14 protein-coding genes are annotated in these 16,597 nt (G+C 58.8%); 9 read left to right on the top strand and 5 right to left on the bottom strand.

Annotated elements, in window-relative coordinates:
• Positions 1-4: 4 nt before the first annotated feature.
• Positions 5-694, bottom strand: a complete 690-nt coding sequence (gene imuA / locus ACJO3M_RS08240) for a translesion DNA synthesis-associated protein ImuA (protein WP_407000892.1) — start codon at positions 692-694, stop codon at positions 5-7.
• Between the two features lie 138 nt (positions 695-832).
• Here imuA and ACJO3M_RS08235 point away from each other — a divergent pair, with 138 nt between their 5' ends.
• Positions 833-1,174 (top strand): 4a-hydroxytetrahydrobiopterin dehydratase, encoded by a 342-nt coding sequence (locus tag ACJO3M_RS08235; RefSeq protein ID WP_407000891.1) that lies wholly within the window; start codon positions 833-835, stop codon positions 1,172-1,174.
• Between the two features lie 25 nt (positions 1,175-1,199).
• On the opposite strand, the gene ACJO3M_RS08230 is transcribed toward ACJO3M_RS08235, so the two are convergent.
• Positions 1,200-2,144: an aldo/keto reductase gene (locus tag ACJO3M_RS08230; protein WP_407000890.1), complete on the bottom strand. Its 945-nt coding sequence runs from the start codon at positions 2,142-2,144 to the stop codon at positions 1,200-1,202.
• Positions 2,141-3,460: an NTP/NDP exchange transporter gene (locus ACJO3M_RS08225; protein WP_407000889.1), complete on the bottom strand. Its 1,320-nt coding sequence runs from the start codon at positions 3,458-3,460 to the stop codon at positions 2,141-2,143. Before ACJO3M_RS08225 ends, ACJO3M_RS08230 begins: the two co-directional genes overlap by 4 nt.
• 111 nt (positions 3,461-3,571) lie before the next feature.
• Between ACJO3M_RS08225 and ACJO3M_RS08220 the strand changes: the two genes are divergently transcribed.
• Positions 3,572-4,426, top strand: a complete 855-nt coding sequence (locus ACJO3M_RS08220; protein WP_407000888.1) for a putative RNA methyltransferase — start codon at positions 3,572-3,574, stop codon at positions 4,424-4,426.
• A gap of 19 nt (positions 4,427-4,445) precedes the next feature.
• Here the strand turns inward: ACJO3M_RS08220 and ACJO3M_RS08215 are convergent, their stop codons facing one another.
• A complete protein-coding gene (locus ACJO3M_RS08215; RefSeq protein WP_406985322.1) occupies positions 4,446-4,697 on the bottom strand; it encodes a YkoF family thiamine/hydroxymethylpyrimidine-binding protein in 252 nt (83 codons plus the stop codon).
• Between the two features lie 42 nt (positions 4,698-4,739).
• Positions 4,740-6,503 carry a gamma-glutamyltransferase gene (gene ggt / locus ACJO3M_RS08210; RefSeq protein ID WP_407000887.1) on the bottom strand — a complete coding sequence of 588 codons (1,764 nt, stop codon included), beginning with the start codon at positions 6,501-6,503 and terminating at the stop codon, positions 4,740-4,742.
• A gap of 143 nt (positions 6,504-6,646) precedes the next feature.
• Between ggt and purU the strand changes: the two genes are divergently transcribed.
• The 7 genes from purU to cmk all read left to right on the top strand — a co-directional run bounded on the left by purU (position 6,647) and on the right by cmk (position 16,548).
• The gene (gene purU, locus ACJO3M_RS08205) at positions 6,647-7,501 is read left to right on the top strand and encodes a formyltetrahydrofolate deformylase (RefSeq protein ID WP_407000885.1); all 855 of its coding nucleotides are present in this window, start codon (positions 6,647-6,649) and stop codon (positions 7,499-7,501) included.
• Between the two features lie 126 nt (positions 7,502-7,627).
• Positions 7,628-10,234 (top strand): DNA gyrase subunit A, encoded by a 2,607-nt coding sequence (gene gyrA, locus ACJO3M_RS08200; protein ID WP_407000884.1) that lies wholly within the window; start codon positions 7,628-7,630, stop codon positions 10,232-10,234.
• A 47-nt stretch (positions 10,235-10,281) separates the two neighbouring features.
• Entirely contained in the window at positions 10,282-11,364 is a 1,083-nt protein-coding gene (gene serC, locus ACJO3M_RS08195) for a 3-phosphoserine/phosphohydroxythreonine transaminase (protein WP_407000883.1), read from the top strand.
• Positions 11,365-11,366: 2 nt separating this feature from the next.
• A complete protein-coding gene (gene pheA / locus ACJO3M_RS08190) occupies positions 11,367-12,464 on the top strand; it encodes a prephenate dehydratase (protein WP_407000882.1) in 1,098 nt (365 codons plus the stop codon).
• Positions 12,465-12,513: 49 nt separating this feature from the next.
• Positions 12,514-13,638 carry a histidinol-phosphate transaminase gene (gene hisC / locus ACJO3M_RS08185; RefSeq protein WP_407000880.1) on the top strand — a complete coding sequence of 375 codons (1,125 nt, stop codon included), beginning with the start codon at positions 12,514-12,516 and terminating at the stop codon, positions 13,636-13,638.
• Entirely contained in the window at positions 13,607-15,868 is a 2,262-nt protein-coding gene (locus ACJO3M_RS08180; RefSeq protein ID WP_407000878.1) for a bifunctional prephenate dehydrogenase/3-phosphoshikimate 1-carboxyvinyltransferase, read from the top strand. Before hisC ends, ACJO3M_RS08180 begins: the two co-directional genes overlap by 32 nt.
• The gene (cmk, locus tag ACJO3M_RS08175) at positions 15,868-16,548 is read left to right on the top strand and encodes a (d)CMP kinase (RefSeq protein ID WP_407000877.1); all 681 of its coding nucleotides are present in this window, start codon (positions 15,868-15,870) and stop codon (positions 16,546-16,548) included. Before ACJO3M_RS08180 ends, cmk begins: the two co-directional genes overlap by 1 nt.
• The last annotated feature ends 49 nt before the right edge of the window (positions 16,549-16,597 follow it).

Genomic DNA, 16,597 nt, shown 5'->3' with positions numbered 1-16,597 from the left:
CCTGTTATAGGCCGGATTGGGCCCAGGGGCCCTGAACGATCCGGCTGGATTCGGGGAATGGCACATGTGCCCGGTGTGCCATGGCGACGGTGCAGCGTTGCCCTGGCCAGCTACCCCGGCGTTTCAACACATTGATCCGCAAGTCCTGATGTGCTCCCGCTTCCAGTTCCAGCCTCAGGGCAGCGGGTGAGCTTTGCCCGGCCAGTTTGCGGTTGCGGAACAGCACGCATATGTTGCTGCCGGCCTCGGCGGCCAGTTGCAGCCGGCGGATATCCCGGGCCGCCAGTTTGCCGGGCCAGGCCAGTACCAGTCCGGTGACGGCAGAGCGCAGGCAGTTTTCCAGGGTCCACAGCAGGTCACCGTTGTCGTCGGTATGAGCCATGACCACTTGTTTCAGATCCACACCTTCCCGCGCCAGGGCGGGGGCGTAGGGTGTGTGTGGCGGGTTCAGCCAGAACACGGTCTTGCCGGCCTGGGTCAGGCGCTGCATCAGCGGCAGTACCAGTTGCAACTCACCGATTCCGGGTGCATCCAGCAGGCATTCACTCAACGCTCCCCGGGGCCATCCGAGCCCGCCCAGATGGTTGTCCAGCACCTGGTAGCCGGTTGGCTCCGCTGGCTGCCTGGTCTGGATGTGGCGATCCCCCTGCCAGACCCGGGCATCCTGCATCAGGGTGTTCAGAAGTTCGTTCATGAGTGTGGTCCCGCTTTTTCAGAATACTGTTTAAATATACAGTATTCTGAAAAAGCGGGGATTTCAATAGCGGGCTTGATAATGTGGAGCCAGGCACCCACGCTTGTAATACAAGTCATCAGTCAGGGAGGTTGAGCCATGAGTTCACTGACCGCGCAATCCTGCGAAGCCTGTCGTGCGGATGCTCCGAAAGTCACCGAAGATGAGAAACAGAACCTGCTGAAAGAAATTCCGGACTGGCAGCCTGTTGAGCTGGATGGGGAAGAACAGCTGAAACGGATTTTCAAATTCAGGAATTTTGCCGAGGCCCTGGTGTTTACCAATAAAGTCGCTGATCTGGCCGAAGCGGAAGGCCATCACCCTGCCATTCTGCTGGAATGGGGTAAGGTGACCGTGCGCTGGTGGACCCACAAGATCGGTGGTCTGCACCGGAATGATTTCATCATGGCAGCGCGAACCGATGCTGCCTACGCGGGCTGATCAGGAGCGTTCCGGTCCGTCGTGATCACAGGCCGGCAATATAATGGATCATCCTCTGGCGCATTTCCTCGTCGGGTAAAGCTCCCATGGCGGCACCCATATTGTCCGCCATGTGACGGGGCTTGCTGGTTGCCGGTGTGGCTGCGGTGACAGCCGGGTGAGCGACGACGAACTTCAGGAAGAACTGACCCCATGAATAGGCGTCGAATTCCGCCGCCCAGGTAGGCACGTCCTTGCCTTTCACTTTCTCCCAGAGCCGGGTCCGACCGAAGGGGGCGTAGACCAGTACACCTATGCCTTGTTCCCTGGCCAATGGCAGTATCCGTTGTTCCATCGTGAGGTTGTCGACGGCGTAATCGATGCCGATGAAGTCCAGGGGTTCCCGCGCCATAATGCGCTCCAGGTTTTCATACTGGCTGGGAAAGGTGGTGGTCACACCGATATAACGCACCCGCTGTTCTTCCCGCATCTCCTTGAGAATGCCGAGTTGCGTGGGTACATCCCCGAGGTTGTGGACCTGTATCAGGTCGATGACCGGTTTACCGATGCGCCGGAAGGAAGTTTCGATCTGCTCTCTCGCGGTGTCGGGATCGGCCTTGCCGCCACCCCATCCGGCAACGTTCACCTTGGTGGCCCAGAACAGGTCATCGGTGATGTTCAGTTCCTCGGCGATTTGCCCGGCCACTGCTTCCGAAGCGCCATAGCTCGGGGCAGTGTCGAAGACGTTGCCGCCTTTCTCGACCAGTGTTTTCAGAACTTCCCGCAAGGCATCCCGGTCTTCGCTGCGGGAAACGCTGGCGAAGGTGGCGGAGCTGCCCAGCCCCACCACTGGCAGGCGTTCGCCGGACGACGGGATGGCACGGGTAATCAGTTCCAGTTGTTTATCCTCGGACCAGAGCATGCCGGGTTTCAGGGCCAATGTGGCCCCGACGGCGAGGGTGAGCTTCAGGTAGTCTCTGCGGGAAATCATGGTGATGTCCTCTTTTCGGTGGCGTCCCCCGATTCCAGGGCGGCTGCGATTGACTGTTGTGTCCTGCCCAGCCACAGCCCCAGTACGGCCCACATCAATGCCAGGGGAACCGCGACGCTGGCCACGGCGGCCAGCCCCATACCCAGGTGCCCAAGCAGGCCTTCTACCTGAGCGCCCACCACATCACCACCACGATAGACGAAGGTATCGATAAAGGCCTTGGCTTTGTATTTGTCCTCCCGGCTTGCCACGGTGTACAGGGTTTCCCGGGCCGGGCGCATGATGGCGCGCTGTACCGCACGGAAGGAGGCTTCCAGAGTAATCAGCGCTGCCAGAGAGCCGACCATGGCAAGACCAATAAAACCCAGCACTGTTGTTAAAGGTAGCAGAGCCAGGGTGATGTGTACGCCGAGCCGTTTCATCAGATGACCGGCTACCAGCGCCTGCATGATCAGTGTGGCCACCTGGGTAATCAGGTCAATTCTGGCAAACAGGGTGGTTCTCTGATCGGTGCTTTCACCGAGTTCGGCCACCATTTGCAGCCGCGTGAAATAAATGAAAGTAACCACGATCGCCAGGATGATGACGTAGGTGGCAATGCCCAGCAGGTAGCGGGAACGAAAAACCGCCCGAAAACCTTCCCAGGCCCTGCCGCCGATCAGTTCGCGCTCGTCGATGGCTGGCCGGGTGTCGTGTGTGCGGCCGATCCGGTCCGGCTGTACGTGGGTAATGGCCCAGCAGGCAACCAGCGCCAGCCCCAGAAACCCGGTGCTGACAAGAAGCAGGGCCGGGGTTCCCAGGGGTTCAGCCAGCATGGACGTCAGCCAGGGCCCGAAAATGGCCCCGCAGGTGCCGCCCACGGCGATGACACCGAAAAAGCGTTTGCCCTGATCGAGGGTAAAACGATCCGCCATCACCGCCCAGAACACCATGGTGATGAACAGATTGAACACGCTGAACCAGACATAGAATACCTGCCCGGTGGTGACGCCGATGACGTTGGGGGCCAGGGTCATGACCAGATAGAACGCAACCAGGCTAAACCCGAAAAACGCGTAGGTGGTAGTGATGAAGGTCAGGCGGCGCAGGCGGCTGACCAGTAACCCGAACACCGGGTTAACCAGCAGGGTAATGACCGCGGTGCCGATGAACAGCCAGCGCACGGTTTCGATGCCACCCTGAATGCCAAGGGCTTCCCGTGCGGGACGCAGTACCATCAGCGCGGTGAGGACACAAAAAAAGAAAAATACCGCAAGTATGACCGGGATGATTTCGTCGCGGTTGATGTTAAACAGCTTGGCGAATGGGTTGCTCATAAACACGCAACGGGCTGGTTTCATAACAGGCGTGGCTTTCAATTTAGACCATTGGGGGCGTTTGGGTTAGCCTTGCATCCCCGTACACAGATGAACTCAGGCGGATACTGCATGCCCGTTACCCCGTTTCAGGCTCTGGCCTGCCCATTGGACGGTGACCCGTTGACCCATGTCGATACGGCCTGGCGCTGTCCGGCAGGTCACAGTTTTGATATTGCCCGCCAGGGCTATACCCATTTGCTGCCGGTGCAGAACAAGCGTTCCCGCAATCCCGGCGACAGCAAGGAGATGGTGGCGGCGCGCCGCAACTTCCTGAATGGTGGTTTCTATCAACCCATCGCCGATGCGGTGAATCGTGCGGTGTTGGCGGACGCACCCGGTGAGGGAATGCTCAGTTGCCTGGATGCCGGTTGCGGGGAAGGGTATTACCTGAGGCAACTTGCGGCTGCGGCCGGAGAGCGGCAAACCCTGGAACTGCTGGGGGTGGATATTTCCAAGTGGGCGGTGCTGGCAGCGGCGAAGCAGGACAAACGACCGGCATGGGTGGTGGGCACCAACGCCAGGCTCCCGGTGTTGCCTGGCTCCGTGGACCGGGTGCTATGTCTGTTCGGGTTTCCGGTGTATTCCGAGTTTGCCCGGGTTCTGAAACCGGGCGGTCAGCTGCTGCAGGTGGATGCCGGCCCCAGGCACCTGCGGGAATTGCGTGAAATTATCTATCCCACATTGAAGCCGGAGAAAAATGAGGACGTTGTCACCCCCGAAGGGTTCACCACTCTGGAGACCACAACGGAGCGTTTTCCCCTGGAGCTGACCAGTCAGGAGCAGATTTCCGATCTGCTGGCGATGACACCACACCTGTACCGGGCCAGCGCGGAAGGGATCGAACGAGCCTCTGCACTGGATTCCCTGGCAGTCACTGTGGAGGTGCGCCTGACCCGTTCAGTCAGGACAGGGCTCCAGGGATGATGGGGCATGAGGTCGGTGGCTACTGTTTTGGCCGCCGGTCACCCTCCATCATTTTGGCCACGAAGACCGCTTTGCCGTAGGTTTCGAAAGACCACTTCATGGTATCGGACAGCACTTTCATGACCTCGTCGTACTCCCCGAACAGCTCGGTGCTCATGCGCCCCGGGTACACCTCAAGTCCGGTTTGCTTCAGACGGTCAATCAAGTCCCAGATGGGTTGTTTGTAGTCTTCTTTCAGTGGATAACAGCTCAGTTGTACAGAAAGGTACATAATGCCTCCGCTCAGGTCAGTGACCCTGGTCAATTACCGTCATCAATAGCCCATGGCTGACGATGTGCTACGCCTTGGGTCCGCACCACCATACAGAACGCCATCTTCATCCATCATAATACTCTGGATAGCGCCCATGGCCGAACCATCGACCACTTTGTGGCCCCGCTCTTCCAGCAGGCGAATGGTGTCCGGGCTGACGCCCTGTTCAACGCGGATCTCATCGGGCAGCCACTGATGGTGTATGCGTGGCGCGCTCACGGCAGTCTGGATGTTCATATCATGATCAATCACATTCAGGATCACCTGCAAGGTGGTGGTAATGATCCGTGAGCCGCCCGGGCTGCCCGTCACCAGCACATTTTTGCCATCCTTTCTGACAATGGTTGGTGACATTGAGCTGAGCATCCGCTTGCCGGGCTCCACCTTGTTGGCTTCACCACCGATCAGTCCGTAGGCGTTGGGTACGCCGGGCTTGGCACTGAAGTCATCCATTTCATTGTTGAGCAGAAAGCCGGCGCCTTCCACCGTGATGCCGGAGCCATAACTGAAGTTGATGGTGTAGGTGTTGGACACCGCATTGCCCCATTGGTCCACTACGGAGAAGTGGGTAGTCTCCGGGCTCTCCCAGGCAGCCGGCTGGCCTGGATTGATGTCGCTCGCTGGGCGCGCTTTCTCAGGATCCATGTTTTTACGGAGTTCTTCCGCATAGCCTTTGCTGGTCAGTCCTTTCAGCGGCACATCCACGTAGTCGGTGTCGCCCAGATAGCGGGCGCGGTCGGCGTAGGCCAGTTTCATGGCCTCTGCCATGTGGTGAATCGCATCGGCGGAATTGTGGCCGTAGTCAGCCATGGGGAAGCCTTCCAGAATGTTGAGGATCTGGACAATGTGGGTGCCGCCGGAGGAGGGCGGCGACATGGAATAGATATCGTAACCCCGATAGTTGCCCCGGACCGGAGTGCGTACCACCGGGCGATAGTCTTTCAGGTCCTCCCGGGTGATCAGGCCGTCGTGCCGGGCCATCTCATCGGCAATCAGCTCTGCCGTTTTGCCTTCATAAAAACCTTTTACGCCGTCATCGGCAATCCGCTGCAGTGTGTCAGCCAGCTCAGGCTGGTGAAAGCGTTCGCCGGGCTGCCAGGCGCTGCCGTCCTCTTTATAAAAGGTACTGCGAGTGGCGGGCCAGCGCTGAAGTCTTTCCCGGGCCTGTTCCAGGCCTTCGGTGAAGCGCCGGGGCACAATAAAGCCTTCCCGGGCCAGTTTGATCGCGGGCGCCAGGGCCTGTTTCAGGGAAATAGTGCCGTGCCGCTCCAGCGCTAGGGCCAGGCCCGCCACAGTTCCAGGCACGCCGGCTGCCAGGTGGGTAAAGCGGCTGCGATCGCGGACGACGTCGCCGGATTCATCCTGAAACATGGTCTCTGAGGCTCCGGCTGGCGCTTTCTCGCGGTAATCAATGGCTTCTGGCTCTGAGCCATCCCCTTTGGCAATCAGCATAAAACCACCGCCGCCAATATTGCCGGAGCGGGGCTGGGTCACCGCCAGGGCAAATCCGGCAGTGACGGCTGCATCAACCGCGTTGCCACCGTCCCTGAGTACGTCCAATGCCACTTCGGTGGCCAGGGTGTGGCTGGTGGCGACCATGCCCTGTTTCGCCGTGACCGGGTGAAAACGCTCGCCCTCAAGAATGGCTTGCCCGAACGCAGGCCCGATGGCCACAAGAAAAGCCAGGGCTGTCATAATCGAAAGGCGGCCTGAGCGCCTCCTGGCGAGGTTTTTGTCTGTGCGGTGGTAGAGGCCTCTGTCCATATCTCCATTCCTCGTTTCTGGCGTTCAGATAGGCTATGATAGCCGGTCATTTTCATAGGTGCGTACCGTTAACCCGCCGTTAATGTCGGTGGTGATTCCCCGACGCACCTGCTTTCCCGGATTTCAGTTAAGGAAAGGCTTTCATGGAGCATACCTATCGTCTTGTGATTTCCTGCCCGGACCGGGTTGGAATTGTCGCCAAGGTGAGTAATTTTCTGTCCACCTACAATGGCTGGATTACCGAGGCGAGCCACCACTCGGACACCCAGACTGGCTGGTTCTTCATGCGCCACGAGATCAAGGCCAGCTCGATCCCCTTCGGTCTGGACCAGTTCCGGGCGGCGTTCGAACCCATCGCCCGCGAGTTCGGCATGAACTGGCACATTGCGGATTCGGCCCAGCCCAAGAAAGTGATCCTGATGTGCAGCAAGGAATCCCACTGCGTGGCAGACCTCCTGCACCGCTGGCACAGCCGCGAGATCAACGCCGAGATCGTGGCGGTTATCTCCAACCATGAAGACCTGCGCCGCATGGTCGAGTGGCATGAGATACCCTATCACCATATCCCGGTCTCCCGTGATAACCGTGACGAAGCCTTTGGTGAAATCGATGGCCTGATCGAGGGTTATGACGCCGACGTGGTGGTGCTTGCCCGCTACATGCAGGTCCTGCCTGCCAGTCTGTGTGAAAAGTACGCCGGCAAGGTGATCAATATTCACCACAGCTTCCTGCCATCGTTCGCCGGTGCGCGTCCTTATCACCAGGCTTACAGTCGCGGGGTCAAGCTGATCGGAGCCACCTGCCACTACGTGACCCAGGATCTGGATGAAGGCCCGATCATCGAACAGGACGTAATCCGCATTACCCACAGCGACTCCATCGAAGACATGGTTCGCCTGGGCAAGGACGTGGAAAAGAACGTACTGGCCCGTGGCCTGCGGTCCCATATCGAGGACCGGGTGATTACCTACGAAAACAAGACGGTCGTTTTTAATTAAGAACTGGTCGCAGTTGCCCCTGTAAGGGGCTGACTGTGTTAGTATTGGCCGCTTGTTAAAGAATAACTATGGGGCGCAGAAAAAGCCCTGAAACGACTTCCAGCAAACGCAAAGGAACCTTTCTCGATGGGTGAGTTAGCCAAAGAGATCCTGCCGGTAAATATTGAAGATGAGTTGAAGCAGTCCTACCTCGATTACGCCATGAGCGTCATCGTCGGGCGGGCCCTTCCGGATGTTCGTGACGGTCTCAAGCCGGTTCATCGCCGCGTTCTGTTCGCCATGTCCGAGTTGGGCAATGACTGGAACAAGGCTTATAAGAAGTCCGCTCGTGTGGTCGGTGATGTCATCGGTAAATATCACCCCCACGGTGACTCCGCGGTCTACGACACCATCGTTCGTATGGCTCAGCCATTCTCCCTGCGCTATCCGCTGGTCGACGGTCAGGGTAACTTCGGTTCCATCGACGGCGACAACGCCGCCGCCATGCGTTACACCGAAATCCGCATGGAGAAGGTTGCTCACTCCCTGCTGGCGGATCTCGACAAGGAAACCGTGGATTTCGTCGACAACTACGACGGCACCGAGCGGATTCCCGATGTACTGCCTACCCGGGTTCCGAACCTGCTGGTCAACGGCTCTTCCGGTATCGCGGTCGGTATGGCGACCAACATTCCGCCCCACAACCTGACTGAAGTGGTCAGCGGTTGTCTGGCGCTGATTGATAATCCGGATCTGACCGTGGATGAACTCATGGAGTTCATTCCCGGCCCCGATTTTCCGACTCAGGGCATCATCAACGGCCGTGCCGGTATCGTTGAGGCATACCGCACCGGCCGTGGTCGTATCTACATTCGTGCCCGTCACGAAATCGAGCACGACAAGAAGACCAATCGCGATGCCGTCATCATTACCGAGCTGCCTTACCAGCTGAACAAGGCGCGCCTGATCGAGAAGATCGCCGAGCTGGTCAAGGAAAAGCGCCTGGAAGGCATTACCGAACTGCGGGACGAGTCCAACAAGGAAGGCATCCGGGTTGTGATCGAACTGCGCCGTGGTGAAAACCCGGAAGTGGTGGTCAACAACCTGTTCGCCCATACCCAGTTGCAGACTGTGTTTGGTATCAACATGGTGGCGCTGATCAACGGCGAGCCGAAGATTCTCAATCTGAAGGAAATGCTCGACGCGTTCGTGCGTCATCGCCGCGAAGTGGTGACCCGCCGGACCATCTACGAGCTGCGCAAGGCCCGGGAACGTGGCCATATCCTGGAAGGGCTGACCGTCGCCCTGGCCAACATCGACGAGATGATTGAGCTGATCAAGTCTTCTCCGACGTCGGTTGAAGCGAAAGAAAAGCTGATGGCCAAGGGCTGGGCACCGGGTGACGTGCTGGCGATGCTGGAGCGTGCTGGCGAAGACGCCTGCCGCCCCGATGATCTGCCGGAAATCTACGGCCTGCGTGATGGTCTGTACCATATGTCGCCGGAGCAGACCCAGGCGATCCTGGACATGCGTCTGCATCGCCTGACCGGTCTGGAAACCGAAAAGCTCCAGAACGAGTACAAGGACATCCTTGAGAAAATCGCCGGCCTGCTGGAAATCCTGGCGGATCCGGATCGTCTTATGCAGGTTATTCGCGAAGAACTGGAAGCCGTGGTATCCGAATTTGGTGACGAGCGCCTTACCGAAATCACCAGCTCCCAACGCGACCTGACCATTGCTGATCTGATCGATGAAGAAGACCTGGTAGTCACCATTTCCCACGGTGGATATGCCAAGACCCAGGCGGTCGAAGACTATCAGGCCCAGCGCCGTGGTGGCCGGGGCAAGGCGGCAACGTCTATGAAGGACGAGGATTTCGTCGAGAAACTGCTGGTTGCCAACTCCCACGACACCATTTTGTGTTTCTCCAACCGTGGCAAGGTGTACTGGCTGCGGGTGTTCGAGATTCCCCGTGCCAGCCGCGCTTCCCGTGGCCGCCCGATGGTCAACATCCTGCCGCTGGACGAGGGTGAGCGCATCACCACCTTCCTGCCGGTCCGTGACTATCCGGAAGACCAGTTTGTATTGATGGCCACCTCTGCCGGTGTGGTCAAGAAGACCCCGCTGCCGAACTTCTCCCGTCCGCGCAGCAGCGGCCTGATCGCTCTGTCACTGGACGAAGGCGATACGCTGATCGGCGCTGCCATCACCAAAGGGGATGCGGAAGTCATGCTGTTCTCAACAGCTGGCAAGGCCGTTCGCTTCAATGAAGAGGCGGTGCGTCCGATGAGCCGGACCGCCCGCGGTGTTCGTGGTATCCGGATGCCAGCAGGCCACCACGTGGTGTCGCTGATCATTCCGCAGGAAGATGGCGTACTTCTTACCGCCAGTGAGAACGGTTACGGCAAGCGCACCGCTTTCGATGAGTTCCCGACCTACAGCCGCGGCAGCCAGGGCGTTATCGCCATGCAGTGCTCCGAGCGTAACGGTAACCTGGTGACAGCACTGCAGTTGTTCGACGGCGATGAAATGATGCTGATCTCGGACAAGGGCACGCTGGTTCGTACCCGCACCGACGAAGTGTCGGTATTGAGCCGGAACACCCAGGGCGTTCGCCTGATCAAACTGAGTCAGGAAGACGAACGTCTGGTCGGTGTTGAACGTATCGCCGAAACCGATGACGAAGATGTTGATGGCGAAGAAACTCCTGTCGCAGAAGGCGATAATGCAGATGAGGGCGCCGGCGAGGAATAAGCCGGCGCTTTGCAGAACGATTGTAAGACTTGAGAGATCACAGGATCATGAGCAGGGCGTATAATTTTTGTGCAGGCCCGGCAACCTTGCCGGAAAGCGTGCTGCAACAGGCACGGGATGAAATGCTCGACTGGCGCGGTACCGGCATGTCGGTGATGGAGATGAGCCATCGCAGTGACGAGTTCCTGGAAATCGCCGAAACAGCCGAAAAAGACCTCCGTGAATTAGCCGGTATTTCAGATGATTACGCCGTACTCTTCATGCAGGGTGGAGCTTCGAGTCAGTTCTCGACCATCCCCCTGAACCTATTGGGTGACAAGACGTCTGCGGATTACGTGAACACCGGTATCTGGTCCAAGAAGGCCATTGCGGAAGCCAGCCGGTATGGAAACGTTAACGTGGCTGCCAGTAGCGAGGCGGACAGGTTTACCACCATTCCCGGCCAGGACTCCTGGAATACCGATGCTGACGCGGCTTATCTGCACTACACGCCAAACGAGACCATCGGCGGTCTGGAGTTTGACTTCATCCCCGACAGCGGCAGCGTGCCCCTGGTGGCGGATCTCTCGTCCACCATGCTGTCGCGCCCGCTGGACGTGTCGAAATTCGGTCTGATCTACGCCGGCGCCCAGAAGAATATCGGGCCGTCCGGTCTGGTGGTGATCATCATCCGTAAGGACTTGCTGGGTAAGGCCCGCAAGGAAACCCCAACGATGATGAACTATCAGGTCATCGCCGATAACAACTCTATGTACAACACGCCGGCTACCTATTCCTGGTATCTGGCCGGGCTGGTGTTCAAATGGCTGAAAGCCCAGGGTGGTGTGCAGGCCATGGGTGAAATCAACCTGCGCAAGGCGAAAAAGCTGTACGATTTCATTGATAACAATGATTTCTACGCCAACCCGATTGATCCCCGTTTCCGCTCCTGGATGAACGTGCCGTTCACACTGGGGGATGCTGCCCTGAACAGCGACTTCCTCAAAGGTGCGGATGCCCGTGGGCTGTTGAACCTGAAAGGTCACCGCTCGGTGGGCGGTATGCGCGCCAGCATCTACAACGCCATGCCGGAAGCCGGTGTGGACGCCCTGATCGCCTATATGGCGGAATTTGCGAAGGAGCGGGGCTGATCATGACTGACGAGCAGACTCGCCTGGCCGAACTGAGGGACGAAATCGATCAGCTTGACCAGAAGATCATGGAGCTGATCAGCGCCCGTGCCCAATGCGCTCAGGAAGTGGCGAACGTCAAATTGACGGCTAACCCGGGGCAGGATGTGTTCTTCTACCGTCCGGAGCGGGAAGCCCAGGTGCTGCGCCGCATCAAGGAGCAGAATCCCGGCCCGTTATCCGGTGAAGAAATGGCCCGGCTGTTCCGGGAGATTATGTCCGCCTGCCTGGCGCTGGAAAAGCCCATGCACATTGCCTTCCTGGGGCCTGTGGGGACCTTCACCCAGTCTGCGGCCCTGAAGCACTTCGGGCATTCCGTGGTCAGTGTTCCGCTACCGGCGATTGATGCGGTATTCCGTGAAGTGGAATCCGGCGCAGCCCATTATGGTGTGGTGCCGGTGGAAAATTCCACCGAAGGCATGATCAATCACACCCTTGATATGTTCATGTCGTCGCCCCTGAAAATCTGTGGCGAGGTGCAGCTGCGCATCCACCACCATCTGCTGGTATCGCCTGCCAACAAGGATCAGGAAATAACCCGCATATACTCTCACCAGCAGTCGTTTGCCCAGTGCCGCCAGTGGCTGGACACCCATCGCTACGGCATTGAGCGCGTGACGGTGAGCAGTAATGCCGAAGCCGCACGTCGGGCAGCGGAAGAGCCGGGAACCGCAGCTATCGCCGGTGATATGGCGGCGGAGTTGTACGGGCTCGAGGTTGTGGCCAACAGCATTGAAGATCGCCCGGACAACACCACCCGGTTCCTGATTATCGGCCGGGAAGAAGTGCCCGCCAGTGGTCATGACAAGTCTTCCATCCTGGTGTCCATGCGTAACAAGCCAGGGGCGTTGTACCAGTTGCTGGAGCCTTTCCATCGCCACGGTCTCAGCCTGACGCGCATCGAAACCCGGCCGTCACCCAGCGGCACCTGGGCCTACGTTTTCTATATCGACTTTGAAGGCCACGTGGAAGACGAGCAGGTGCGCAAGGTGCTGGCGGACGTGGACGACGAAGCCGTGGAGCTCAAGCGTCTGGGTTCTTACCCCATAGGTGTGCTTTAACGGAAGTTCTGGCAGCGAAACGATTCGGACAGGCGTTGAGGAAGGTGTGATGTCGATTGATTACCAAAGTCTGGCGGTGGCAGGGGTGCAGGCGCTGTCTCCCTACCAGCCCGGCAAGCCCATCGATGAGCTGGCCCGTGAGCTGGGCCTGGATCCCGCCGATATCATCAAGCTGGCCAGTAACGAGAATCCCCTGGGGCCCAGTGAAAAAGCGCTGGCCGCAGCCAGGAACACACTCAGCGAGTTGTGCCTTTACCCCGACGGTAATGGTTTTGACCTCAAGCAGGCACTGGCGGCCCGTTTCGGCGTGGACATGTCTCAGATTACCCTGGGCAATGGCTCCAATGATTTACTGGAAGTGATTGTCCGCTGCTTTGCGGATGCGGAGTCGGAGGTGGTTTTCTCTGAGTACGCGTTTGCGATTTATTCGCTGGTCACCCAGGCGATTGGCGCCAAAGGCGTGTCCGTTCCTGCGAAAGACTGGGGTCACGACCTGGATGCGATGGCGGCGGCAGTCACGGACCGCACAAAGCTGGTGTTTGTGGCCAACCCCAATAACCCGACCGGCACGGTGCATGGCGCCGAAGCCATTCTGGCGTTTCTTGAGAAGATCCCCGAGCGGGTTGTCGTGGTATTGGACGAAGCTTACTGCGAATATCTACAGGGTGAGGGCTACGCTGACGGTGTTGAAATGCTGTCCCGGTTCCCGAATCTGATCGTTTGCCGCACTTTCTCCAAGGCCTGGGGGCTGGCGGCATTGCGGGTTGGTTACAGTATCAGTTCCCCTGAAATCGCGGATATCCTTAATCGGGTACGCCAGCCGTTCAATGTGGACGCCGTTGCCCTGGCCGCCGCGACAGCAGTATTGGAGGATGAGGCCTACGTCCAGCGTTCCCGCGAGGTCAATGCCAGTGGTATGGCGCAGCTGGAGTCCGGCTTTCGCGAACTTGGCCTGTCATTTATTCCCTCTGCGGGGAACTTCATCGCGGTGGATGTTGGAAGTAACGCCATGGGTATTTACCAGTCGTTGCTGGAGCAGGGCGTGATCGTGCGCCCGGTCGCCGGGTATGGCATGCCCCGGCACCTGCGGGTGTCCATCGGTCTTGAGTGGGAAAACGCAAAGTTGTTAACGGCCCTGGCCAATGCGCTCGGTCAGCCGGGGCAGGGGGCGTAACGTGGCGACGACCAAGCCACTGTTCAGCCGGGTTGCCGTTATTGGTCTGGGATTGATTGGCGGCTCATTGGCAAAAGCCATGCGTGAGAACGGGCTGGCCGAAACCGTCATTGGTACCGACAAGCGAGAAGACGAACTGTCGCTGGGGGTGGAGCTGGGCGTCATTGACCAGGCCGCCGGCACCATTGCCGAAGCAGTTGCCGGCTGTGAACTGGTCATCCTTGCCGTGCCGGTTCGCGCAACCCGTACGGTTCTGGAAGAATTGAAATCCCACTTGCCCGCTGACGCGATTCTTACCGATGTGGGCAGCACCAAGACCAGTTTTGTTGAGGATGTACGGGCAGTTTTCGGCGATCTCTCTCACCGCGTGATCCCCGGTCATCCAATCGCGGGGTCCGAAAAGAGCGGAATCCGGGCAGCAAATTCCGGAATGTTCGCCAATCACAAGGTCATCCTTACCCCGCCGGATAACGTCATGGCCGGGGATCTGGCGCGGTTGAAAGCGCTGTGGGAAGGTTGTGGCGCTACGGTCCTGACCATGTCCGTGGCGTATCATGATGAAGTGCTGGCGGCGACCAGTCATCTGCCGCATCTTATTGCATTTTCACTGGTGGACACACTGGCCGGTGAGGATGAGAATCTCGATATTTTCCGCTACGCGGCGGGTGGTTTCCGCGACTTTACCCGGATCGCCGCCAGTGATCCGGTGATGTGGCATGACATCTTTCTCTCTAACCGGGATGCCGTGTTACGGGTCGTTGATCATTTTACACACGATCTTGACCAGCTTCGTACCGCCATTGCCAGCGGGGACGGAGCGACCATGCTCAGGGTGTTCAGTCGCGCCAAGGCGGCGCGGGAACATTTTTCGAAAATGCTTTCAGGACAGGCTTACGTGACAAACAACAGTCAGAAACAGGTAACGTTCCGTCTTCAGCCCGGTGGCAGTATTGCCGGCGATATCCGGGTGCCGGGGGACAAATCCATTTCCCACCGTTCCATCATGCTGGGTGCGCTGGCTGATGGCATCACCGAAGTAAAGGGATTCCTGGAGGGGGAGGACAGCCTCGCGACCCTGCAGGCGTTCCGCGATATGGGTGTCACCATCGAAGGGCCGGATAACGGTTTCGTGCGCATCCACGGCGTTGGCGTAAATGGTTTGCAGGCGCCCCGTGGTCCCCTGTATCTGGGGAATTCCGGCACCGCCATGCGCCTGTTTGCAGGCTTGCTGGCCGCGCAACCCTTTGATTCCGAACTGACCGGCGACAGCAGCCTGTCCAAGCGCCCGATGGGACGCATTGCCGATCCCCTTCGAGCGATGGGGGCAGTGATTGATACCGCCGACGGTGGTCGTCCGCCACTGAAAGTCCGTGGTGGTCAGCCACTGACCGGCATCCATTATGAAATGCCGGTGGCCTCGGCCCAGGTAAAATCCTGCCTGTTGCTGGCGGGTCTGTACGCCGAAGGCGTAACGTCGGTAACCGAGCCGGCGCCTACCCGTGACCACACCGAACGTATGCTGGCAGGATTTGGCTACCATGTGCACCGGGACGGCGCTACCGCCAGTGTCACCGGTGGCGGAACATTGACAGCTACCGCCATTGACGTGCCTGCGGATATTTCCTCTGCGGCGTTTTTCCTGGTGGCGGCCAGTATTGCCCCGGATTCCGAGCTGACGTTACGGCACGTCGGTATGAATCCGACCCGGGTCGGGGTGATCAATATCCTGCAGAAGATGGGTGCGGATATCGAGGTGCTGGAAGAGCGTGAAATCGGTGGAGAGCCGGTCGCGGATCTGAAGGTACGTTCCGCCCGGCTCAAGGGGATTGATATTCCTGAAGATCAGGTGCCTCTGGCCATTGATGAATTCCCGGTGCTGTTCATTGCCGCCGCCTGTGCTGAAGGTCGCACAGTCTTGCGTGGTGCGGAAGAGCTCCGGGTGAAGGAAAGTGACCGGATTCAGGTGATGGCGGATGGTCTGGCGGCACTTGGCGTTGAAACCACGGTGACGCCTGATGGCATTGTTATCGACGGCGGTCAGCCGATCGGTGGTGGCAAGGTCGATAGCCACGGAGATCACCGCATTGCCATGTCTTTTGCCGTGGCATCCCTGCGGGCAACCGGAGACATTGAGGTGACGGATTGCGCCAATGTGGCGACTTCATTCCCGGGATTTGTGGAACTTGCCTGCGACACCGGCATCCGGATTACCACCGAAGGAGGGGAGTGATGTCCAGCACCAAGGCTCCGGTCATCACCATTGACGGCCCGGGCGGTTCCGGCAAGGGCACGGTCACCCAGATGCTCGCCCGCAAGCTGGGCTGGCACCTGTTGGACAGCGGTGCGCTCTATCGCCTGACGGCTCTGGCCGCCGTGCGTCAGGGCGTTGCCCTGGACGACGAGGCGGGCCTGGTGAAGGTGGCCGCAAGTCTGGATGTGGCCTTTGAGCCAACGGATGCGGGGGAGCCGGTCAAGGTGATCCTGGCTGGTAAAGACGTGACCGCAGATATACGTACGGAAGCCACCGGCGATAACGCCTCCCGGGTGGCAGTGATTCAACCGGTTCGTGATGCCCTGCTGCAACGGCAGCGGGATTTCCGGCAGGCTCCCGGCCTGGTGGCCGATGGCCGTGACATGGGCACCGTGGTTTTTCCGGATGCCCCGGTCAAGATTTTCCTGACGGCCAGTGCCGAGGAACGTGCGAGAAGGCGCTACAGCCAGTTGAAGGACGCAGGTGTCGATGTTAATATTGACGCCCTTTTAGAGGAGATACGGGTTCGTGATGAACGGGATATGAACCGTTCCGCAGCCCCTCTCAAGCCCGCGGATGATGCGCAAGTCATTGATTCTACGGGATTGAGTATAGAAGAGGTGTTAGACAGGTGTATGGCCGCAGCAGGCCAGGCCTGACTACACCTTTTTGTCGTTGAAATGCCGGATGTAGCGTTATCTGCCAGCC

This window comes from Marinobacter alkalisoli (genome assembly GCF_045449795.1).
In the GTDB taxonomy this organism is placed as follows: Bacteria; Pseudomonadota; Gammaproteobacteria; order Pseudomonadales; family Oleiphilaceae; genus Marinobacter.
Note: the sequence above shows the minus strand (reverse complement) of the source record. Positions and strands in the feature narration are given on the sequence as shown.